The following is a 23,518-nucleotide window of genomic DNA, read 5'->3' as shown; positions in this document are numbered from 1 at the left end:
GGGCAAAGTGGCCAATGGCAACTATGCTCAGCGCAATGGACTGTACAACTGGCCTGCGAGCAGGCATGTGACGAGGGAAAAGGATGCTCCCGATAATGAATGCGTGTATTCCTGCGTATACCGCGCCATGAACACCAGGCAGAGGCGCATCAATCGCCGTGTACTCATTGTCGACGACACCGCGTCGATTCATGCCGATTTCGCCAAGATACTCAGCCCGGCCATTGTCGAAGATGACAGCCTGGGACAAACCGAAAGCCTCCTGTTCGGCACCCAGTCCACCGCGCAGGCTCAACACTTTGAGCTGGACTCGGCGTTCCAGGGTCGCGAAGCCCTGGACAAACTCGAAGCCGCCCTGGCGAGCGATCACCCCTACGCCATGGCATTCATCGACATGCGAATGCCGCCAGGCTGGGATGGCCTGGAAACCATCGAACGGTTGTGGCAGATCGATCCCAAACTGCAGGTGGCGCTGTGCACCGCCTACTCAGACTACTCCTGGGAGGACATCGACCAGCGACTGGCGCTGAACGACCGCCTGTTGATTCTGAAGAAGCCCTTCGATGCGATCGAAATACGCCAGATGGCCAGCGCCCTAACGGTCAAATGGCAGATGACCGAAGACGCCGCGCTCCAGATGAACCTGCTGGAACAAGCGGTTCAGGAACGTACCCGGGAATTGTCCGACGCCAACATCATCGTGCAGAACAGCCCGACCATCCTTTACCGGTTGCGTGGCGAGCCGTCGTTTCCGCTGATGTACATTTCCCATAACATCACACGTTACGGTCACATTGCTGCCGACTTGCTGAGTTCGGCCAACTGGTCCCAACAACTGATCCACCCGGAAGATCAGGCCAGTGTCGATACGGCCATGGCCCGGGTGCTGGACCGGCATGCGCTGGGCGCCTCGATCGAGTTTCGCCTGCGCACCGGCCAGGGTGCATGGCGCTGGGTGGAGAACCGCTACATTCCCGTACGCGACCATGACGGTCGCCTGCTGGAAGTCGAGGGGATCATTCTCGACATTACCGAGCGTCGGCTGGCAGAAGAAAAAATGGCCCTGCTCGCCCGCACGGACGGGCTCACCGGACTGGCCAATCGCGCCACCCTGATCGAACGTCTGCATCAGGCCTTTGCTGCCGCACGTCGAGGCGCAGCGGCATTCGCGGTATTTTATCTGGACCTGGATCACTTCAAGCGGATCAACGACACCCTCGGCCACCCGGTGGGTGACCTGCTGTTGCAGGAAGTAGCCCGGCGAATCAAATCCGGCGTGCGGGAAAACGATGTGGCGGCACGTCTGGGCGGGGACGAGTTCGCGATCCTGCAACTGGACGTCAGCGACCCGACCCAGTCCGCCGCCATGGCGGCCAATATCCGCGATTCGCTGCTGACGCCGTATAACCTCGCCGGCAATGCCCTGCGGCTTTCGGTCAGCATCGGTATCAGTAGCTACAGCGTCGCCTGTCTCGACGCCGACAGCCTGCTGAGTCAGGCCGACATGGCGCTGTACCGCGCCAAGGAAATGGGCCGCAATCAGTATCACTTCCACTCGCAGGAGATCACTCAGGAGGTGGCCGAGCGCATAACCATCGCCAATGACTTGATGACGGCCATCGAAAACGATGAACTGGCGCTGCATTACGTACCGGAAGTGGATATGCACAGCGACAGGATCCTGGGCATGGCAGCGCAAGTGCGCTGGTGCCACCCCCGACGCGGCGTGCTGCCGGCCTCAGCCTTCGTCCCCGTCGCGGAAAAGACCGGCGCCATCATCCCTCTCGGGCGCTGGGTGCTGGATCAGGCCTGCCGGCAGATGCACCTGTGGCGTAACGAGGGAATGGCGCCACCGGTAATGGCGATCAAATTGTCCCTGGCGCAACTCAAGAGTGGTCCCGAGCTCATCTACGACGTGCTGCGCTCCACCGCGCGCTGGGAACTCGCGCCCTGGGACCTGCGTTTCGACGTGACCGAAGCGACCCTGGCGCAAACCAAGTGGACCCAAAACGATGTACTGCCACGCCTGCGGGAGTTGGGGGTAAAAATCGCCATCGATGATTTCGGCACCGAGTACTCATCATTCGATTACCTGAGAACCTACCGGGTCAATCACCTGAAGCTCAACCAATCCTTTATCGACGGCGCGACCCAGGATGCAGCTGGCGCCAACACACTTCGGGCAATCGTCAACTTCGCCCGGGATCTTGGCATCGGCATCATCACCGAAGGCCTCCAGCCGTCGGATCAGCCTCACACGCCAGCGGCAACCGCCCCCCTGCCAAATGCGCAAGGCCTCTACTTCAGCGAGGCCGTGAGCCCTGAACAAGCGACCAGGTTGCTCAAGGACGGGAACATGGCTCCCCTGTCCTCCCTGGAGGATGAGGGATGACAACACTTTTCCCCCAGACCAACCGACGGATTCTCATCATCGACGATACGCCGGCGATCCATGATGACTTTCGCAAAATCCTCACCCCGGACACCGGCGGCGAGGCGGTTCTGAACAGTCTCGAACACTCACTGTTCGGGACTCGGCGTTCACCGCGCCTCACCTTCCAGCTCGACTCCGCCTATCAGGGCAAGGAAGCCCTGGAATTGGTCGAGTGCGCACTGGCCGATGGCCGCCCCTATGCCCTGGCGTTTATCGACATGCGTATGCCGCCCGGCTGGGATGGCCTGGAAACCATTGAACACCTGTGGAATGCCGACCCGAACCTGCAAATTGCCTTGTGCACCGCCTATACCGACTACAGCTGGGAGGCCATGGCCGAACGATTGGAGTTCGGTGATCAGTTGCTGATTCTGAAAAAACCTTTCGACACCCTGGAAATCCGCCAGATGGCCAACGCCCTGACCTGGAAATGGCAACTGGCACAGGACGCGGCGCTGAAGTTGTTGAGCCTTGAACAAACCATCGAGGCACGGGTACACGAACTGCTCAAGGTGTCGCAACTGTTGCAGTACGACGCCCTCACAGGGCTGCCCAACAGCACTTTGCTGGGTGATCGCCTGAACCAGTCGCTGGCCGTTTCCCGACGCCATGCCAAGCATCTGGTGGTGATGTTTCTCGGTCTGGATCGATTCAAGCGCATCAACAACGCACTGGGCCACCCAGCCGGGGACGAAATGCTCAAACAGGTCGGGCAACAACTGCTCAAGTGCGTGCGGGAGTCCGACTCGGTCTTTCGCTATGGCTCCGACGAATTCGTGGTGATCCTCAGCGATATCAAACACCCTCTGCAAACCCGTGGTATCGCCGAAAAGTTGCTGAGCGCCATCCGCACCCCGCAAATAATCGCCGGCCATGACGTCAGCGTCACCGCGAGCCTGGGCATCAGCGTTTACCCCGATGACGGACTCGATGCCATCGACCTGATAAAAAAAGCCGAAACCGCCATGCGCAACATCAAGGAAAGCGGCCCGAACGACATCGGTTTTTTCATCGAAGCCATGAACCAGCGCGCCCGGGAACAGCACACCATCGAGTCGGGGATTCGTCAGGCCCTGCAACGGCACGAATTGGTCCTGCACTATCAGCCGAAAATCGACCTGGACAGCAGCCGGGTGGTTGGTGCCGAGGCGCTGGTGCGCTGGCAAAAACCCGGGCATGGCCTGGTCTATCCTTCCGAGTTCATCCCCGTGGCCGAAGACAGCGGCCTGATCGTGCCACTGAGCAAGTGGGTATTGACCGAGGCCTGTCGCCAGGCACGACTCTGGCAAGCGGCCGGACTCCCGGCGATCCGCATGTCGGTCAATACATCGCCCCTCGACTTTCGCCAGCGTGATTTCGTCGATGGTATCGAACAGGTGCTCGAACGCACGGGAATGCCCCCAAGCCTGCTGGAGTTGGAAATCACTGAAGGTGTACTGATGCAAAACGTCGACGCGACCATGATCGCGTTGAACCGGCTGAAGATGCGGGGGGTGCGGCTGGCCATCGATGACTTCGGAACCGGCTATTCCAGCTTGAGCTATCTGCGCCGGTTCCCCATCGATGTGCTGAAAATCGATCAGTCGTTCATTCGTGGCCTGAGTAATGACAACAACCACGCAGCCTTGGTCGGCGCGATTATCAGACTGGGCAAGAGCCTCGACCTGAGTGTCATCGCCGAGGGCGTCGAGACCGGGCAGCAACTGGCATTTCTCAAGGCGCATCGATGTGAGGAAGGTCAGGGTTACTACTTCAGCAAAGCCTTGCCGGCAGATGATTTTGCACGACTGCTGGCCACCGGCCTGCCAGAACAGCGAGAAGACTCATGAACAGCCAGAAACGTCGGTCCGGCGGCAAGCTCGGCAGACCATTGCCAATGCCTCTTGTGTATTACGCGCCTGCGTTCCTGCTTTATGCACTCTGTGCCGTTGCGGGTGCCGCGCCGCTGGACGAACCGCTCAAACCTTTGCCCGAGTTACCGAAACAGCACCCCGGCCAGGTTGAACTCGGTCGCAAACTCTTCAGTGACCCGCGCCTGTCGATCAACAACACCCTGTCATGCGCCAGTTGTCATCAACTGCAGAAGAACGGAGCCGATACCCGCGCATTTTCCCTCGGCTTCGATGGACAACCGGTATCGATCAACACACCGACGGTGTTAAACGCCAGCCTCAACTTCCGCCAATTCTGGGACGGCCGCGTCGAAACGCTCGAGGCGCAAAGCAACGTCGTCATTACCAGTCCCCACGAAATGGGCAGTGACTGGAACACCATCGTCCAGCGGATTACCGAAGATGCAGACTACCGCGCAGGCTTCAGCGCGGCGTACCCGAATGCAGTGACCAAAGCCAACATACAGAGCGCCCTGGCCAGCTACGAGCGTACTTTGCTGACCCCCGGATCCCGTTTCGACCAATACCTGCTGGGCGATACGGACATCCTGAGCCTCGAGGAGAAATACGGCTATCAGCGCTTCAAGGATTACGGCTGCATCGCCTGCCATCAGGGCGCGAACATTGGTGGCAACATGTTCCAGAAATTCGGGGTGTTCGGTGATTACATCGCCGATCGCGGCAACCCCACCGTCACCGACCAGGGACGGTTCAACATTACCGGTGACGAAGCGGACCGCTCGGTGTTCAAGGTCCCAAGCCTGCGCAATGTCGAGCTGACCGCCCCCTACTTTCACGACGGCTCGGCGCCCACCCTCGAAAGAGCCGTGGACGTGATGTTCCAGTATCAGTTGGGGCGCATGCCGAGCGCTGAGGACAAAGCGCTGATTGTGCAGTTTCTCAAGACCCTGACCGGCGAATGGAAGGGCAAGCCATGATAAAGCTTTCACGCCGCGTCAGCCTGCTGTTGCTTGGGCTCGTTGCCGTGCTCCTCGCCTCGATCCTGATATTTCTATACTTCAATTCCAACTCGGAAAAGACCGCGACCTATTCGGAATCCCGGGATCTGATCCGTCTGATGAAACAGCAGGACGCCCAATGGGAAAACGAGATCCTCAAGTCCCGGGTAGCGATTTCGTATAACTACGACCCTCTGGTTTCGCCAATGACCGAGATGAACCGGCTATGGGAGCGCTTCGACACCATGCAGTCAGGTCATGGGCGCCATGAATCACGGCAATGGAACGATGCACACAAGGCTTTTCTGCAGGCGATGCAGGAAAAGACCCGCCTGGTAGAGCAGTTCAAGTCGCACAACGCCTTGTTGCGCAACTCGCTGGCCTTCCTGCCCACTGCCGAGGACGACATCCAGGCGCAACTGTCCGACCTGCCTGACCTCGACAAGCTGCAGGTGCAAAACATCGCCACCGATACCTATGACCTGTTGCTCAGTGCCCTGGAGTTCGCCCAGGTCACCTCCGCCGAAAAAGCCGCCGACATTCAACTGGGGCTGAGCAAACTGGCGGTGAACATGCAACGCTTGCCTGGGGAATTTCATGCCCCGATCGGGATCCTCAGCAAACACGTCGCCCTGATCTTGCGCGAGCAGCCGCTTGTCAACGGTATGCTCGAAGACATCGAAGCGATTCCCGTGGCGGATCGTCTGGACGACATCACCAACATGCTCAACCAGGATCAGCAACGGGTCGAGAAAATCGGCAATAAATACCATTTCTACCTGCTGGTGTTTTCCGGCCTGCTGGTGTTGCTGCTGATGTGGCTGGCATTTCGCCTGATCCGCAGCTTCGCCGAGATCAACCGGGTCAACAACGCTCTGCAAACCGCCAACGACGTGCTCGAACAGCGGGTTGAGGAACGTACCCGCGAGCTCAGGAATGCCCAGAGCGAACTGCTCGACAGCGCGCGCCAGGCCGGCATGGCCGAGATTGCGACCAACGTGCTGCACAACGTCGGCAACGTGCTCAATAGCGTGAATATCTCTGCCGACCTGATTGCGCGAAAGCTTCGCAACAGCAAGACCCTCGGACTGGGCAAGGCAATGCAACTGATAAACGGGCATCTGGACGACCTTGGCCATTTCCTGACCGAGGACGACAAGGGCAAGCTACTGCCCGGTTATCTCAATCAACTGGTCGGCGCCATCGCCCAGGAACAGCAGGAGATGGCCGACGAACTGGGGCTGATGAGCAAGAGCGTCGACCACATCAAGGACATCGTTGCCACCCAGCAATCCTATGCCGGGGCCAACAGCATGACCGAACCGCTGTACATCAGCGAACTGCTCGAAGACGCCCTGCGCATGAATGCCGGGGCGCTGACCCGGCATCACGTCACGGTAATCAGGGAATACAGCGAGGTGCCTCAGGTGATGGGGGACAAGCACCGCTTGTTGCTGATCCTGATCAACCTGATCAGCAATGCCAAGTACGCCATGTCCGATCTCGACAACAGGTCAAGGGAAATGACCCTCGGTGTGCGAGTCGTCGACAACGCTTTCCTGGAAATCAGCGTCAGGGATGATGGCGAAGGTATCGCCCCGGAAAACATGACGCGGATCTTTGCCCACGGCTTCACCACCCGCAAGGAAGGTCATGGTTTCGGCCTGCACAGCTGCGCGCTGGCAGCCATCGAGATGAACGGACACCTCACCGCCCACAGTGACGGCCCGGGCCTGGGCGCGTTGTTTACCTTGCAGATACCGCTGATCGCCGTAACGGAGAACGCATGAGTGAGCTCTCGAACCGCCGCATCCTGTTGATCGACGACATGCCGTCGATCCACGACGACTTTCGCAAGATCCTCGTCCCGCCCCAGGCTCACTCGGCAGAACTCGACGAAATGGAGGCGGCACTGTTTGGCGAACAGGCCAAAACCAAGCGCCCGATGTTCGAACTGGATTCGGCCTATGGTGGCGAAGAAGGCCTGGGTAAACTCAACCGGGCACTGCAGGAACAACGCCCCTACGCGCTGGCGTTTGTCGACATGCGTATGCCCGACGGCTGGGACGGGGCGAAAACCATCGAGCACCTGTGGCAGCAGGATCCGCAATTGCAGGTGGTGGTCTGTACCGCATACTCCGATTACTCCTGGGACGACCTGCTCAATCGCCTGAATGCCCATGACCGGCTGCTGATCTTGAAAAAACCCTTCGACAACATCGAAGTCCAGCAAATGGCCAACACCCTGCTGACCAAATGGGAAATGACTGAACGGGCCTCGCTGCAGATGCATCACCTGGAACACCTGGTGGATCAGCGCACAACCCAGTTCAAGCAGGCCAGCGAGGCCTTGCGGCGGGAAATCGACGAGCGCAAGCAACTGGAAGGCCAATTGGTGCAATCGGAAAAGCTCGCTTCGCTGGGCCAACTGGCGGCCGGTGTCGCGCATGAGATCAACAATCCCATCGGGTTCATCTCCTCCAACCTTGGCACCCTGGACGGATACTTTCAGAAATTGCTGACCATGCTCGACGCCTATTACAGTGCGGAACAGGTCCTGGCGGGCAGCCAGACAGCGTTGCAACTGGAGCATATGCGCGAGCAGATCGAACTTGAATACCTGCGCGAGGACGTGCCGCTGTTGATCAAGGAATCGAAGGAGGGAATCAACCGGGTCGGGCAGATCGTCAGGGACCTGAAAGACTTCTCCCGGATCGACAACAATCAGGAATGGCAATGGGCCAATCTGCAACAGGGCATCGAGTCGACACTGAACATCGTCGCCAGCGAACTCAAGTACAAGGCCGATGTAGTCAAGGACTATCAGGTACTGCCGGAAATCGAATGCCTGCCATCGCAAATCAACCAGGTCATCATGAACCTCGTGGTCAACGCCGCGCAGGCCATGGGCCCCGAACGCGGCACCATCACCCTTCGCACAGGGACACAGGGCGAGACGGCATGGATCGAAATCGCCGATACAGGATCAGGCATCGCGCCCGACACCCTGCAAAAAATCTTCGATCCGTTCTTCACCACTAAACCGGTGGGCCAAGGGACAGGGCTGGGCCTGTCCCTGTCCTATGGCATTGTGAAAAAACACGGTGGTGACATTTCGGTGAGCAGCGAGTTGGGGAGCGGAACGACGTTCCGCGTACAACTGCCGCTGCGCCAGACCCGAGCGGCAACCTGACGGTGCCTCAGAGCGCTTCCTGGAAATCCATCTCCGGCGGCTGCCGACGGAAACCGCCGGTCAAGACCGCCAGGTACACCACGCCAATCGCCAGCCAGCTCAACCCCAGATACACCGCCAGGTGATCGAGGCTGACCATCAACCACAAATCCGCTGCCAGACCGATGAACGGGAACAGCAGGAACAGCACGAATTCGCGCAGGCCTTTTGTGTCACCACCGATCCAGTAATGGAAGATCACCGACAGGTTGACAAGGCTGAACGCCAGGAACGCACCGAAGTTGATGAACGAGGTCGAGGTGGTGACGTCCAGTTTCAGTGCCAGCAACGCCACCACTGCGCACAGCAGAATGCTGTTGATCGGCGTGCCGAAGCGTTCGTGCAGGGTGCCGAAAAACGACTTCGGCAGCACGCCGTCGCGGCCCATGGCGTACAGCAACCGCGAACCGCTGGCCTGGGCCGACAGGCCCGAAGCAAATTGGCCGACGATCAGGCCGATCAGGAAGATCGAGACGAACAGGTCACCGCCTATGTTGCGGGCAATTTCGTAGGCCGCCGAGTCGACACTCTCGAACTGGAACGACGGATGAGCGATCTGCACGAAGTACGACACGCCGACGAAAATCAGCCCGCCGATCAGAGTGATCAACATGATTGCCCGAGGGATGGTACGGCGTGGATCGCGGGTTTCTTCAGTCAGGGTACTGACCGCGTCGAAGCCGAGGAACGAGTAACAGGCGATGGCCGCACCGCTCATGATCAACGGCATCTGCATGTCGCCATTGAAGAAGGGCTTGATCGACCACAACGGCGTGCTCGCATCACCACCGACGTAATGCACGCACAGCGCGACGAAGGCGATCAGCACCAGGAACTGCACCAGCATCAGCAGGGCGTTGATGCCGTTGGCCAGTTTCAGGCCGACGATGTTGATCGCACTGGTGATGCCGATGAATGCCAGTACCCATATCCACTGCGGCACGGCCGGGAACGCGGAGTTGAGGTAGGCCGCGCCGATCAGCCAGATCGCCATCGGCAAAAACAGATAATCGAGCAGTACGGCCCACCCGGCGATGAACCCGAGTTTCGGGCTGATGGCCTTGCGCACATAGCTGTAGGCCGAGCCGGCCACCGGGAAGGCTGAGGCCATGCGACCGTAGCTCATGGCGGTGAAGAACATCGCCACCAGCGCCGCGAGGTACGCGGCCGGTACCATGCCGGCGGTGGATTGAGCGAGGATGCCAAAGGTGCCGAGCACAATGATCGGCGTCATGTAGGCGATGCCAAACAGCACCACCGACCCCAGAGACAGGGTGCGTTGCAAACGAGCCATGAGCGACTACTCCGAATTTTATTGGATTTATGGCAGAGCCGGGTTTTTCGCGGTTGTTAAAAGATCGCAGCCTGCGGCAGCTCCTACATGGATCGCATTCCCCTGTAGGAGCTGCCGAAGGCTGCGATCTCTTGATCTTCAGCCCCTGGGAATCAGCAGCTCGCGCAATCCGCAAGCATGCTCAACCACCTCCCCCGGCAACTTCAGCCGCTGATCGTCCAGGTACCGATAATCCTGACGCGCCGCCGTCAACCGCTTCAGGTCCAGTTCAACCGCAAACTGCCCTTCCTCGCGCCCGGCCTCGAACAGCAGCGTGCCCAGCGGATCAACCAGCGCACTGCCGCCGGCAAACAACAAACCGCCATCCCCCTCTTCCACCCGGTTGACCATCAGCGCAAACGCCTGGTTTTCCTGGGCGCGGGCCATGATGGCGGTGCGGTGGGTCGGGCCGTAGGGGTCCATGTTGCCGTTGGTGACGATCAACAACTCAGCGCCCAGTTGCGCCAGGGCGCGGGCGCTTTCGGGGAATTCGATGTCGTAGCAAATCAGCAGGCCCACGCGCACGCCGTTCCACAGGCAGGTGGCGTAGCGATCACCCGCCTCGTACACACCGCGATCCGAGGCCCACAGGTGGGTCTTGCGGTACTTCAGCGCGATGCCTTCAGGGGTGATCAGCAGCGTGGTGTTGTAGAAGCGACCGTTGTCTTTTTCGGCCATGCCGATGGCCACCGCGATATTGCGTTCGCGGGCGGCGGCGATTACCGCGCTGACGGACGGACCGTCCAGCGATTCGGCGACATCGGCCACGGACTCAGCCGAAGGGAAGCCCATCAAATGACCTTCGGGGAACAGGATCAGCTGCGTGTCGGCTGCGCATGCGGCGATGGCCGCCAGGGTGCGTTCGAGGTTGTAGGCCGTGTCGTTGTCACGGCCTGCCAATTGGGCGAGTTCGACCTTCATGGGTATTCCTTGTCAGGGGCCGGGCGGCAGAAAGATTGCCCGGTCGGTGTCTGTGCGCCAGTATGCGCAGCAAGCAACCGGGCGGGGAATCACGCCGCTGGGGTAACACGATAGGGGTAGATGCATGACACTCTCGTTGGACGACATCGCCTGGCACCGCTCGGTGGGGCAACTGATCGACGCCCTGGACAAGCCCAATTTCTGGACCCAGCTTGTCCGTTTGCTGGATCAGTACGTGCCCTTCGACAGCTGGGTGGCCCTGCTTTTCAGCGCCGATCAGCGCCCGCAGGTGTTCGCCGAATGCCCCGGCGAGGACGGCAGCCCCGACCAGTTGTTCCAGGATTACCTGCGCGGCCTGTACCTGCTCGACCCCTTCTACATCGCCTGCCGCGAGCAGTCGCGCACCGGGCTGTATCGCCTGTCGGAAGTGGCCCCGGAGCACTTCGAGCTGACCGAGTATTACCAGCGCTACTTTCGTCTGAATGTGGTGGCCGACGAAATCCAGTTCAATTGTCAGCTCGAAGGCGACCGCACGCTGTGCCTGTCCCTGGGCAGCACGCAGCGCTTCAGCGGCCAGCAGATCGCCTTGTTGTCGTTGATCCAGCCATGGGTGCTCGGCCTGTTGCGCCAGCGTCTACCCTATGAAATCAACGAAGTGGTGGCCCTCGCTCCCGCACCGCCGCAAGCCGACTGGCGGGTGCAACTGGAGGCTTCGGTGCAGCAGCTCAAGGGCGCACAGTTGACGGCACGGGAGCTGGATGTCGGGCGTTTGATGCTCAGCGGTTGCTCCAGCAAAGAAATCGCCCGTAAGCTGGAAATCTCTGTCGAAACCGTGAAAGTCCACAAGAAACACATGTACAGCAAGCTGGGGATCAAATCCCAGTCCGAGCTGTTTTCGATTTTTCTCCAGGCACAAAATGCCTGAAAAGATCGCAGCCTTCGGCAGCTCCTACATGGATCGCATTCCCCTGTAGGAGCTGCCGAAGGCTGCGATCCTTAAAACTCAAGGAAACCGTATGAGCCTGTCACTCCTGAGCCGCTACGCCTTCTTTGCCGTCTGCGTGATCTTCACCCTCGCCAGCCTGCCCTTTCTTGACTATGACTGGCTCTGGCCGATCACCGCCGTCACCGGCGTCCTCAGCCTGATCGGCCTGTTCGATCTGCTGCAAAGCCCCCATGCGGTGCGGCGCAATTACCCGATCCTCGGCAATATCCGTTATCTGGTCGAAGGCATCCGCCCGGAAATCCGCCAGTACCTGCTCGAATCCGACAGCGACGCCCTGCCCTTCTCCCGGGCCCAGCGCTCGCTGGTTTATTCCCGGGCCAAAAACGAAACCGCCGACAAACCCTTCGGCACACTGATCGACGTGTATCAGTCGGGTTTCGAGTTCATCGGCCACTCCATGCGCCCGGCGCCATTGAGCGACCCGAGCAGTTTCCGCGTCACCGTCGGCGGCCCGCAGTGCACCCAGCCATATTCGGCGTCGGTGTTCAATATCTCGGCCATGAGTTTCGGTTCCCTCAGTGCCAACGCCATCCGCGCGTTGAACCAGGGCGCCAAGCTGGGCAATTTCGCCCATGACACCGGCGAAGGCAGTATCAGTCCCTATCACCGGGAACACGGCGGCGACCTGACCTGGGAACTGGGCAGCGGTTACTTCGGCTGCCGCACCAGCGACGGTCGCTTCGACCCGGAACGCTTCGCCGCGCAAGCCCGCACACCACAGGTGCGGATGATCGAAATCAAAATGAGCCAGGGCGCCAAGCCCGGCCACGGCGGCATCCTGCCCAAGCACAAGGTCACCAGGGAAATCGCCGAAACCCGCGGCATCCTGATGGGCGAGGATTGCGTGTCACCCTCGCGCCACACGGCGTTTTCGACGCCGATCGAAATGATGCATTTCATCGCACAACTGCGTGAGTTGTCCGGCGGTAAACCGGTGGGCTTCAAGTTCTGCCTCGGCCATCCGTGGGAGTTCATGGGCATTGCCAAGGCCATGCTGGAAACGGGCATCCTCCCGGACTTCATCGTGGTCGATGGCAAGGAAGGCGGTACCGGTGCCGCGCCCGTGGAGTTCACCGACCACATCGGGGTGCCGATGCGCGAGGGCCTGCTTTTCGTCCACAACACCCTGGTGGGCCTGAACCTGCGGGACAAGATCAAACTCGGCGCCAGCGGCAAGATCGTCAGCGCCTTCGACATCGCCAGCGTGCTGGCCATCGGTGCCGATTGGGCCAACTCGGCACGCGGCTTCATGTTCGCCATCGGTTGCATCCAGTCGCAGAGCTGCCACACCAACAAATGCCCGACCGGCGTCGCCACCCAGGACACCCTGCGCCAGCGCGCGCTGGTGGTGCCGGACAAGGCCCAACGGGTTTACAACTTCCACCGCAACACCCTCAAGGCCCTGGCGGAAATGCTCGCCGCCGCCGGCCTCGAGCATCCGTCGCAGTTGTCGGCCAAGCATCTGGTGCGACGCATGTCGGCGACCGAGATCAAGCTGTTCTCGCAGCTGCACGTGTTCCTCAAGCCGGGGGAGTTGCTGACCGGCGAAGTGAACGGCGAGTTCTACTCGCGGATGTGGCAGATGGCCCGGGCCGACAGTTTCGAGCCCAACGAGGTAGCCGCCGCCTGACTCTGTAGGAGCTGCCGCAGGCTGCGATCTTTTGATCTTCGCCCGTCACCAACGCAACGTTTTGCTCGGGGCCGGCTCCTTCATCACGATAAAACCGTAATCGCCAATCAGGTAAATCCGGTAGAACTGGCTGTCCACCAGCGCCGGATAGCCCTGATAGCCGACCCGCGTCGCATTGCGCCGCTCGCGCTCCGCCACCACATTGGTGATGCCCGCTTTCGGCAGGTTCTCGGCCAGCATGTAAAAATCGGTATTGAGCAGGTAGTGCAGCACCGGCATCTGCTTGAACGAGCCTACCGCCGCCACCAACCAATGGTCGGAGTAAGTCACCGAGAGGTAAATCCGCCTGGCCTCGCGCAGCGACTGATGACTGGCGATATCGTACGCAAGACCGGCCAGCGCCGTGGACGCGAAGGTTTTCTGCACCGTCAGCACCCGGCCATAGGCAAACGACAGCGACAGCATGGCCAGCAGCGGAATGATCAACAACAGTGGCAGTCGCTCATGAATCGACGCCAGCGCCAGATGGCTCAAATAGCACAGCAACACCAGCAGCACGGCGAAGCCCATCAAGGTGCGGGCGCCCTCGTTGAAGTCGCGGAAAAACAGCGCGACACCGGACACCAATAGCGTCACCACCGGCAATGTCAGCAAGCACATCACGCCGATCAACAGCTTCTTCGGCCCGTCGTCCTGACGCGCCGCCACGTTCAGACCCAGCCGCACCGCCCCGGCTATCGCCAACAACAGCAACCCGCCGAACACCCAGAGCCATCCGCCATGGAACAGCAGCACGACTTTCTCCAGGACCCGGGCAATGTTGATCTGGATCTGCAGTAAAGGATGCGCCGTCCAATCGAGCAGCAACGTGCGATTGGAGTCCATGAACGGATAAGCGCTGACGCTGTAGATCAACCCGCCGAGGATGACCTGGGCGGCTTTCCAGCCCAGCAGGTCGCGCCATGGCACCGGGGCAGCTTTATCGTTGGCAGCCCTGAGCAATTCCAGGCAACACAGGCCCAGGAACACATTCAGGCTGATCTGATACAACCCCAGCGCCAGTGCAATCAGAAACGAAGGCACCAGCCATTGCACGCTGCGCCACGGATGACGAAAGGTGATCGCGTAGATCACCGCCACCAGGCTCAGGGCCGTGGCGGGACCGTCGTATTGATAGGACAGGTTCTGCAGGAAGAACGGGTTGTACCAGAGCGGCAACAACACCAGGCAGCAAGCAATGGTCGGCTGGCGAAAGTAATGGAAGGTCAGGCTGCTCAGCGCGGCCGCCATGGCCAGCGTGGCGATCAACAGGGGCAAGGGAAAGATGTTCGGCGCGGCATGGCTGAAGGTCAGCGCGTTGTAGAACAGCTGGGCGAAAAGTCGACCCTGTTCGGACCAGGCCATGCCCGCCGCCAACGAGCGCCAGTTGTCGTCGATGTAGGGATAGTCCGCGAGGATCAACGGCAGGACATACACCAGGGTGGCGAGCAGAAAAAACCGCCAGACCTGATGCCGGCTGAGCTCGCGAACGAAAAAGTCGCTGAACCGGCCCATGCTAGTGCCCGCCCCGGTCTTTGCCGCCGACGATGTCCTTGATCACATAACGCGGCCGGTGCTTGGCCTCGATATAGATGCGACCGATGTACTCGCCGAGGATGCCGATGCCGATCAGTTGCACGCCGCCGAGAAACAGGATCGCGGTCATCAGCGACGGATACCCGGGGACGTTGTTGCCGAAGAAAATCTTTTCCAGCACCATGTACACCGCGTAAAGCACCGCGAAAACCGACACCGCGCCACCAACGTAAGTCCACAAGCGCAGCGGCACGGTGCTGAACGAGGTCACGCCTTCCAGGGCCAGGTTCCACAGCTTCCAGCCATTGAACTTGCTGCTCCCCGCTACCCGCCCGGCCCGCTCGTACTCCACCACCACGGTGTTGAACCCAGCCCACGACAATACGCCTTTCATGAATAACTGATGCTCGGGCAGGGAACGGATCACGTCGACCACCTTGCGATCCATCAGCCGGAAATCCCCGACGTTTTCCTCGATCCGGGTGTAGGCGATGCGATTGAGCACATGGTAGAAAATTGAAGCGCTGTGGCGCCTGAGGTAGCCGTCGACGTCGCGATTGCGGCGCTTGGCGAGCACCACATCGGCACCCTTCTGCCATTGCTCGACCAACAGCGGGATGACGCTGATCGGGTCCTGCAGGTCGACATCCATAGGGATCACGGCATCGCCGCTGGCGTGCTCCAGGCCGGCAAACAGGGCCGGTTCCTTGCCGAAGTTGCGCGAGAAATTGATCAGCAGCACCTGCTCATCCGCCTTGGCCAGTGCCGTAGCCTGTTCGGCCGTGCGGTCGGAGCTGCCGTCGTTGATGAAGACGATTTCGACCTCGGCATCGCCCAGTTTCAACTCGCGACGCACCGCCTGGTAAAACAGGTTGATCGACTGCTCCTCGTTGAATACCGGGACGATGAGCGAGATTTTCATTGATCACGCTCGCGAAACACCACGTATTTGGAATACAGGAAACCGAACACCAGGCTCAACGCCGAAAACAGCATGACGGTGAGCAGGCCATGCAGGCGCCACACATCCCCCAGGTGACCGACGCCCAGGCTCAGTGTCCCCATGCCCAGAAGAAACAGCAGATAACCGCCGATCGAGGCACTGGCGGCGAAGGTAAATTGCGCGTTCATGTAGAAGGAAAACGACGCAGCCACGCAGAAGGCGCTCAGGTTGCTGATCGCCTGACTGAGGCCGGCCGCCACGCTCAACAGGAAAAAGATCTGCCAGTGAATCAGGGTGTTGGCGACCCCGATCACCGTGTAACTGGACAGCCCTTTCCACAACAGTCTCATGTGAGGCTCCCGTTTCAAGAACGTTGTACTTATGAGTATTTGAGCCTGTCTGCTGTCAGAAATCGCATATTGACCGACCTTTCAGACCAGCGGTTGAGCCTTGGAGCAACGCCCGAGACATCCGGTAATATCCCGGTTTTGCAATTCACTGCGAATCACGCCACCCTGCGCGCCGCCGACTTGGCGCACGGCCCTTTGCGCCCGCAGCCAATCCCATTTTCACTCGCTGATACGAGCCTGCTGTCATGACGTTAGCGCGCGATCACCGGATCGACTTTTTTCGTGGTCTGGCACTGATCTTCATCTTTTGGGATCACGTGCCCCACAACCCATTGGGGCAAATCACCCTGCGTAACTTCGGTTTCAGCGATGCGGCCGAGGTTTTCGTGTTTCTGGCCGGTTACGCGGCGGTGCTGGCGTACGGCAAAGTCCTGGCGCGCGAAGGCTTTCTGATCGCCTGCGTGAAGATCCTGCGCCGCGCGTGGGTGCTCTACGTGGTGCATATCTTCCTGCTGGCGATGCTGATGGGCATTGTGTTTTTCGCCAACAGTCACGTGGAAACACGGGATCTGGTGGAGGAAATGGGCATGCACCACTTCATCAGCAACCCTCAGCAGGCCCTGATCGATGAACTGCTGTTGCGCTTCAAGCCGAACCTGATGGACCCGTTGCCGCTGTACATCGTGCTGCTGGCCGGGCTGCCCCTGGTGCTGCCGATACTGGTGCGCAAGGCCTGGGTGGTGGTTGCGATGTCAGTGGCGCTGTACCTGATGGTGCCACTGGCGGGCTGGAACCTGGCGGCCATCAAGGACGGCGTGTGGTACTTCAACCCGGTCGCCTGGCAGTTGCTGTTCGTGCTCGGCGGTGCCGCTGCGATTCACAGCCAGCGCCCGCGCTTGCCCGAGACCCGCCCATTGGTACGCCAGCCCTTGTTTGTGAGTGCGGCGTTGTATGTCGTGGTCGCCGGTGTGTTGACCGTCCTGTGGCGTTGGCCGGACCTGCACGACGCCGTGGTGCCCGCGAGCCTGCAAAACGTCTTCTACCCCATCAGCAAGACCAACCTGTCCCCCGTGCGCCTGCTGCACTTCCTCGCACTGGCCTACGTCACGGCGAAACTGATGCCCGACAGCGGATGGACGCAAAACTGGCTGGCGCAGCAAAGCTGCCGCATGGGCCGTTTCTCGCTGGAGATTTTCTGCCTGGGCGTGCTGCTGGCGCCCCTGGCGGACATGGTCAATGCCCTGACCGACGATGCGTTTGCCATGCAGATCTTCACGGCGCTGGTGGGTGCCGGGTTGATGGGGTTGCTGGCAACCTGGCTTGAGTTCAACAAGCGTTTGAACCAGCCAATCAAAAGATCGCATCCCGGCATGTCCTTGTAGGAGCTGCCGCAGGCTGCGATCTTTTGATCTTCAAAACCAAAAAGCCCCGATCATATCGACCGGGGCTTTTGTCTTTCAGGCATTACAACTTACGAAACCGAACGCACCGCACCCTGCGACACATTGGTCGGTTGCAGCTTGAACACGTAGAACAACACCGTCAGCAGCACCAGGAACGCAGGCCCCACATACAGCGCCACGCGGGTGTCCGGGAAGTACGCCATCAGGCCGACCACCAGCACCAGGAACGCCAGCGCCAGGTACGAACTGACCGGATACAGCCACATGCGATACTTCAGGCCGGCCGCTTCGCTGGCGCTCAGGCCTTTGCGGAATTTGAGCTGGGCCAGCAGGATCATCACCCAGGTCCAGATCGCGCCGAAGGTGGCAATGGCCGTCACCCAGACAAACACCTTTTCCGGCACCAGATAGTTCAGCAATACGCCCAACAGCAACGCGCCAATCGACAGCAGCAATGCACGACGCGGCACGCCGTTGCTCGAGGTCTTCGCAAAGCCGGCCGGGGCCTGGCCGTTCTGCGCCAGGCTGTAGAGCATGCGCCCGGTACTGAAGATGCCACCGTTGCAGGACGACAACGCCGCCGTGATTACCACGAAGTTGATGATGCCGGCTGCGGTCTTGATGCCCAGACGCTCGAAGGTCATCACGAACGGACTGCCCTGGGTGCCGATTTCATTCCACGGGTAGATCGACAGGATCACGAACAACGCGCCGACGTAGAACAGCAGGATCCGCCAGAACACCGAGCCGATCGCGTTCGGAATAGTCTTTTGCGGGTTCTTCGCCTCACCGGCGGTCAGACCGATCATCTCCACGCCCAGGTAGGCGAACATCACCATTTGCAGGGACATCAACACGCCCTGTACGCCATTGGGCATGAAGCCGCCGTGGGTCCACAGGTTGGAAATCCCCAGGGCCACGCCGTCGTTGCCGAAACCGAAGGCGATGATGCCGATGCCGCCGAGCACCATCGCAATGATGGTGACGATCTTGATCAAGGCAAACCAGAACTCGAACTCACCGAAAGCCTTGACCGCGATCAGGTTGATCGAGCCCATGCTGATCAACGCAGCGAGCGCCCAGATCCAGCGCGGTACATCGGGAAACCAGATACCCATGTACACCGCCACGGCCGTGATTTCCGCGACGCAGGTCACCAGCCACAGGAACCAATAGTTCCAACCGGTCAGGAAGCCCGCCAGCGGGCCCAGGTAGTCTTGGGCGTAACGGCTGAACGAGCCGGCAACCGGGTTGTGCACGGCCATCTCGCCGAGCGCGCGCATGATCACCAGGATCGCCAGACCGCCGATGATGTAGGACAGCATGATGGCCGGGCCGGCCATTTCGATGGCCTTGGCTGAGCCCAGGAACAGGCCGACGCCAATACAGGCACCGAGTGCCATCAGGCGAATATGCCGCTCGCCGAGTTCACGTTTGAGCGGACCGCCCTGAGCGGTCTCGCCTTGGGGCAGGTGATTGCCTACGGGCATTGGGGACAACCTCGTCTTGTTATTGGATATGACCACCGAGTGGCGAAGCGCAGGCCGATAAGCCATCGCATCCCGAACCGGCCCTGCCTCGTGGGCAACGCCGTCCTGTAGGAAAAACCCGCTGGATCAGTGGGAAAAGCGGCGCCGAGTATTGCACAACAATGGTGCATCGTCATGCCCCTGCCAAAGCCTGGAAAGCTCTAACTCAGGTGTTTCAGACAGCCACCTACTGTGGCGAGGGAGCTTGCTCCCGCTCGACTGCGCAGCAGGCGCAAAACCTGTAACTGTAGTTGCAGGGTTTGGGGCCGCTTCGCAGCCCTGCGGGAGCAAGCTCCCTCGCCACACCAGCGCTACCTGGATCCGAATCCTTCAATGAGTTGGGAAATTTCACTCAGCCAATACAGGCTCAAGCAGGAAAGCGAGGAGCTAGCGTACTTAGACAGCAGTTAAAGGACGCAACGGAATGCACCCACATCCAAACTCTCACCGACTGCGTTACGGACGGTACTCAGAACCAGGACGGGGCTATCTGATAACCGCAGTCGTGCATCAGCGCCGCCGAATATTCGCAAACTGGCGGGTTGGACGCCTTTTGGTTGAAGAACTCAGGCGAGCCCATGATCAAAAATGGGTCAATTCAATGGCTTGGGTCATCATGCCGGACCACTTCCACTGGTTGATCCAGCTTGAGCAGCAAACGCTGGCGCGACTCATGCAAGCCATCAAATCCCGGAGCACCCTCACCATCAACTGGGCATTGAACGAAAGTGGAGCCTTCTGGCAATCCGGCTACCACGACCGGGCCATTCGCGATGGAGAAGATCTTCTGCCGTTCGCCCGCTACATTGTTGCCAATCCACTCAGGGCTGGGCTTGTGGATAAAATTGGCGACTACCCGCTCTGGGATGCGTGCTGGCTCTGAATAAAGCTCCCAATGTTTGCTCCTCTTTGTGGCGAGGGAGCTTGTCGGATCGCCGCACCGTCCCGCTCGACTGCGTAGCAGTCGTAAAACCAGAGAACCAGATCAACCGGACGAATCGCATTTATCAGGCTGGGGGCCGCTTCGCAGCCCAGCGGGAGCAAGCTCCCTCGCCACAGGAAACGGCAATAACCCGACATTTTGCCCTTCACATTTTTTTCACCCTCGCCAACCACCGTCTAAGCTTGAGTCAAGTCCGATCAATCTGCGTGAATGGATCAATCGACTATGGGCGCTTTGTGGCAAACCGATTCGAGTAAAACCGTGGTTCCGACTGAGAGTGTGGATGAAGCGCCTATACCTGAAAAACCCCGTCGTTCCAGGCACGGATGGGGAGCGTTCTGGCTATTGCTGTTGATTATCGCGATTGTCGTGGGGCTGGCCGCCATGAGGGAGATGCGCACCTCGAAGTTCCAGGCCCGGGAAGTCAGCAAATACGCCGCGTCACTGAACTATGAGCTCAAACCCGGCCCCAGCGATGCGATTCGCTATCCGGGCGACGGCCCGTTCGATCGGCGCCTGGGCTACAGCTCGCTGGATGAGTTCCTGCCGCGCCTGATCAAGCGCAATTTCGTCGTTGAGGCGCAAACCCGCTTTTCTCCGGAGCTGTTGAAGTACACCGACAAGGGCCTGTTCGTGCCTTATGCCGAGAAAATCCAGGCCGGGCTGTCGATCACCGATTGCCGCGCAGCGCCGCTGTACCAGTACAACTACCCGCAGCAACTTTACTCAACCTTTGCCTCGATCCCGCCGGTGGTGGTCAACAGCCTGCTGTTCATCGAGAACCGCTTCCTGCTCGACCCCAGGCAGCCGCTCGCCAACCCGGCGGTGGACTGGCCGCGGTTCGGCATGGCGGCATGGTCCCAGTTGGCCAAGATGTTGCACGTACCCGGCCAATCCGCCGGTGGCAGTACCCTGGCCACGCAACTGGAGAAGTACCGCCATTCCCCCGATGGCTTGACGGTCAATGGCGCGGAAAAAATTCGCCAGATGATTTCTGCCACCGTTCGCGCCTATCAGGCCGGGCCACAAACCCTCGAAGCGCGGCAGAACGTGGTTCGCGACTACCTCAACAGCGTGCCGTTGTCAGCCGTACCGGGCCACGGTGAAGTGCATGGCATGGCTGAGGGTTTGCGTGTGTGGTACGGCTCCGATTTCGATAGCGCCAACAAGGTACTGAACAGCACCGCGACGGATCCAAAAACCATGGCGGAAAAAGGCCTGGCCTTGCGTGAAATGCTGTCGTTGATGATTGCGCAGCGCCGCCCGTCGCATTACTTGACCAAGGGCCATGACGAACTGGCCGACCTCACCGACAGCCATATTCGCCTGCTGGCGCAAAACCACGTGATCGACGCCGACTTCGCCGCCGCCGCCCTGGCCAGCAAAGTGACCTACCGCGACTGGGCCACCCAGCCGACCATGCAACCGATCGAAACCAACAAGGGCATCAGCGTGGCGCGCAGCCGTCTGGCCGGCATGCTCAACCGCCCGCTGTATGACCTCGACCGCCTTGACCTCTCCGCCACCAGCACCCTGCAAGGCGAGTTGCAATCCGAGGCCACCGAGTACCTGAAAAAGCTCGCCGACCCTGAGTTTGCCACGCAAATCGGCCTGATCGGCGAACGCCTCCTGACTACCACCAGCACTACCCAGGTGCGCTACAGCTTCACCTTGTTCGAACTGACCCCGGACGGCTCGCGGGTTCGGGTACAGACCGACAGCACCGACCAGCCCTTCGACATCAATGAAGGCAGCAAACTGGAACTGGGTTCCACCGCAAAAATGCGCGTGCTGACCACCTACCTGCAAATCATCGCCGAGTTGCACGACAAATACGCCGGCATGGCCGTTCCGGAACTGAAGAAAGTCGAGGTGCCGGATCAGGACCGCCTGAGCCGTTGGGCCGTTGATTACCTGATTGAAAACAAGGACCGCGACCTGCAAAAAATGCTCGGTGCAGCCCTGGACCGCAAATACTCCGCCAGCCCGGGCGAGGCGTTTTTCACCGGGGGCGGCCTGCATGTGTTCCACAACTTCCGCAAGGAAGACAACGGCCGGATACCGACCCTGCGCGACGCCCTGCGCGAGTCGATCAACCTGCCGTTCATTCGCCTGATGCGGGACCTGGTGCGCTACACCACCTACTCCGGCCCCAACAGCAGTGCCGAACTGCTCAAGGACGACCGCGACCCGCGGCGCCAGGAATACCTGGCCGAATTCGCCGACCGCGAAGGCACGTCGTTCCTGCTCAAGTTCTGGAAGAAGTACAGGAACAAGGACACCCAGGAACGGCTCGAAACCTTCCTGGACAGCATGCGCCCGACACCGATCCGCATGGCCGCCGTCCATCGCTACCTGCTGCCACAGGCCAGCCAGGAAAGCTTCAACGCCTTCGTGCGCTCGCACCTGACGGGTGCCAAGCTCACGGAAAAACTCACTGACGAACGTCTCGTACGGCTCTACGAAGCCTACGGTCCCGGCATTTACGACTTGCCGGACCAGGGCTTCATCGCCAAGGTTCACCCGCTGGACCTGTGGATGATGGGCTACCTGCTCAATCACCCCGACGCCAAGTGGGCCGACGTCGTCAAAGCCAGCCAGTTCGAGCGCCAGGAGGTCTACAGCTGGTTGTTCAAAAGCCGGCACAAGGGCGCCCGTGACAGTCGCATCCGCACCATGCTGGAGATCGAGGCATTCCTCGACATTCACCAGCGCTGGCAGAAAGTCGGTTATCCGTTCGACCACCTGGTGCCGTCACTGGCCACCGCCATCGGCAGCTCCGGTGACCGGCCCGCAGCCCTGGCCGAATTGATCGGCACCATCCTCAACGATGGCGTGCGTATGCCGACCCTGCGTATCGACAGCCTGCATTTCGCCGCGCACACCCCCTATGAAACCCAGCTGATCAATGACCCCGACGTCGGCAAACGGGTGATGCCATCCGAAGTCGCCACGGCCATGCGCGAAGCCCTTTCGCAAGTGGTGGATGCCGGTACGGCCAAACGCGTGTCCGGCAGTTTCAAACTGCCGGATGGAACCCCGCTGGCCATGGGCGGCAAGACCGGCACCGGTGACAACCGCATCGAGGCCATCGGTTCGGGCGGACGGATCCTGAGTTCCAAATCACTCAACCGCACGGCCACGTTCGTGTTCTACATCGGCGATAACCATTTCGGCACGCTGACGGCGTTCGTGCCGGGCCGCTCGGCGGAGAACTTCACCTTCACCTCGGCGTTGCCGGTGCAGGTGCTCAAGGGCATGGCGCCGATCCTGACGCCGTACCTGCAACCGGGCACCCACACGATGTGCCAGCCAAAGGCGGCAACCGAGGCAACCGCCCGCCGCTAGGCATGGATCGGCAGATGTGC

At 60.1% G+C, this 23,518-nt stretch carries 16 protein-coding genes; 10 read left to right on the top strand and 6 right to left on the bottom strand.

Annotated elements, in window-relative coordinates:
• Positions 1–127 precede the first annotated feature (127 nt).
• Genes C9422_RS20650 through C9422_RS20630 form a run of 5 tightly spaced genes read left to right on the top strand, consistent with a single transcriptional unit; the run spans position 128 to position 8,478 of the window.
• On the top strand, positions 128–2,392 hold the full coding sequence (locus C9422_RS20650) for an EAL domain-containing protein (RefSeq protein ID WP_116581951.1): 2,265 nt from the start codon (positions 128–130) through the stop codon (positions 2,390–2,392).
• The gene (locus tag C9422_RS20645; RefSeq protein WP_116581950.1) at positions 2,389–4,263 is read left to right on the top strand and encodes a bifunctional diguanylate cyclase/phosphodiesterase; all 1,875 of its coding nucleotides are present in this window, start codon (positions 2,389–2,391) and stop codon (positions 4,261–4,263) included. The genes C9422_RS20650 and C9422_RS20645 overlap by 4 nt, the downstream gene beginning before the upstream one ends.
• Before the next feature lie 47 nt (positions 4,264–4,310).
• Positions 4,311–5,264, top strand: coding sequence for a cytochrome-c peroxidase (locus tag C9422_RS20640; protein ID WP_116581994.1), 954 nt, complete (start codon positions 4,311–4,313; stop codon positions 5,262–5,264).
• A complete protein-coding gene (locus C9422_RS20635; protein WP_116581949.1) occupies positions 5,261–7,075 on the top strand; it encodes a DAHL domain-containing protein in 1,815 nt (604 codons plus the stop codon). Before C9422_RS20640 ends, C9422_RS20635 begins: the two co-directional genes overlap by 4 nt.
• Entirely contained in the window at positions 7,072–8,478 is a 1,407-nt protein-coding gene (locus C9422_RS20630) for an ATP-binding protein (RefSeq protein ID WP_116581948.1), read from the top strand. Before C9422_RS20635 ends, C9422_RS20630 begins: the two co-directional genes overlap by 4 nt.
• Positions 8,479–8,485: 7 nt before the next feature.
• Here the strand turns inward: C9422_RS20630 and C9422_RS20625 are convergent, their stop codons facing one another.
• Entirely contained in the window at positions 8,486–9,811 is a 1,326-nt protein-coding gene (locus C9422_RS20625; RefSeq protein WP_116581947.1) for an APC family permease, read from the bottom strand.
• Between the two features lie 138 nt (positions 9,812–9,949).
• On the bottom strand, positions 9,950–10,771 hold the full coding sequence (locus C9422_RS20620; RefSeq protein WP_116581946.1) for a carbon-nitrogen hydrolase family protein: 822 nt from the start codon (positions 10,769–10,771) through the stop codon (positions 9,950–9,952).
• A 124-nt stretch (positions 10,772–10,895) separates the two neighbouring features.
• On the opposite strand from C9422_RS20620, the gene C9422_RS20615 reads away from it, so the two are divergent.
• Together C9422_RS20615 and C9422_RS20610 are read left to right on the top strand one after the other, a co-directional pair.
• Positions 10,896–11,696: a LuxR C-terminal-related transcriptional regulator gene (locus tag C9422_RS20615; protein WP_057716236.1), complete on the top strand. Its 801-nt coding sequence runs from the start codon at positions 10,896–10,898 to the stop codon at positions 11,694–11,696.
• A gap of 91 nt (positions 11,697–11,787) precedes the next feature.
• Positions 11,788–13,407, top strand: coding sequence for an FMN-binding glutamate synthase family protein (locus C9422_RS20610; RefSeq protein WP_116581945.1), 1,620 nt, complete (start codon positions 11,788–11,790; stop codon positions 13,405–13,407).
• Positions 13,408–13,452: 45 nt separating this feature from the next.
• Here C9422_RS20610 and C9422_RS20605 read toward each other — a convergent pair whose 3' ends face one another.
• From C9422_RS20605 to C9422_RS20595, 3 genes are read right to left on the bottom strand one after another with little or no spacing between them, the layout of a single operon-like run.
• Entirely contained in the window at positions 13,453–14,961 is a 1,509-nt protein-coding gene (locus C9422_RS20605) for a glucosyltransferase domain-containing protein (RefSeq protein WP_116581944.1), read from the bottom strand.
• 1 nt (position 14,962) lies between these two features.
• Positions 14,963–15,904, bottom strand: coding sequence for a glycosyltransferase family 2 protein (locus C9422_RS20600; RefSeq protein ID WP_116581943.1), 942 nt, complete (start codon positions 15,902–15,904; stop codon positions 14,963–14,965).
• Positions 15,901–16,275: a GtrA family protein gene (locus C9422_RS20595; RefSeq protein WP_007975111.1), complete on the bottom strand. Its 375-nt coding sequence runs from the start codon at positions 16,273–16,275 to the stop codon at positions 15,901–15,903. Before C9422_RS20595 ends, C9422_RS20600 begins: the two co-directional genes overlap by 4 nt.
• A gap of 245 nt (positions 16,276–16,520) precedes the next feature.
• Between C9422_RS20595 and C9422_RS20590 the strand changes: the two genes are divergently transcribed.
• Entirely contained in the window at positions 16,521–17,657 is a 1,137-nt protein-coding gene (locus tag C9422_RS20590) for an OpgC family protein (protein WP_116581942.1), read from the top strand.
• An 89-nt stretch (positions 17,658–17,746) separates the two neighbouring features.
• Here the strand turns inward: C9422_RS20590 and C9422_RS20585 are convergent, their stop codons facing one another.
• Entirely contained in the window at positions 17,747–19,168 is a 1,422-nt protein-coding gene (locus C9422_RS20585; protein ID WP_116581941.1) for an amino acid permease, read from the bottom strand.
• Positions 19,169–19,631: 463 nt separating this feature from the next.
• Here C9422_RS20585 and C9422_RS20575 point away from each other — a divergent pair, with 463 nt between their 5' ends.
• Complete coding sequence (locus tag C9422_RS20575) at positions 19,632–20,090, top strand: transposase (RefSeq protein WP_116581939.1); 459 nt, start codon at positions 19,632–19,634, stop codon at positions 20,088–20,090.
• Between the two features lie 285 nt (positions 20,091–20,375).
• Positions 20,376–23,498 (top strand): transglycosylase domain-containing protein, encoded by a 3,123-nt coding sequence (locus C9422_RS20570; protein ID WP_116581938.1) that lies wholly within the window; start codon positions 20,376–20,378, stop codon positions 23,496–23,498.
• The last annotated feature ends 20 nt before the right edge of the window (positions 23,499–23,518 follow it).

The organism is Pseudomonas sp. B1(2018) (assembly GCF_003097365.1).
GTDB classification, from domain to species: Bacteria; Pseudomonadota; Gammaproteobacteria; order Pseudomonadales; family Pseudomonadaceae; genus Aquipseudomonas; species Aquipseudomonas laurylsulfatiphila.
This window is presented reverse-complemented; position numbering and strand designations above follow the sequence as displayed.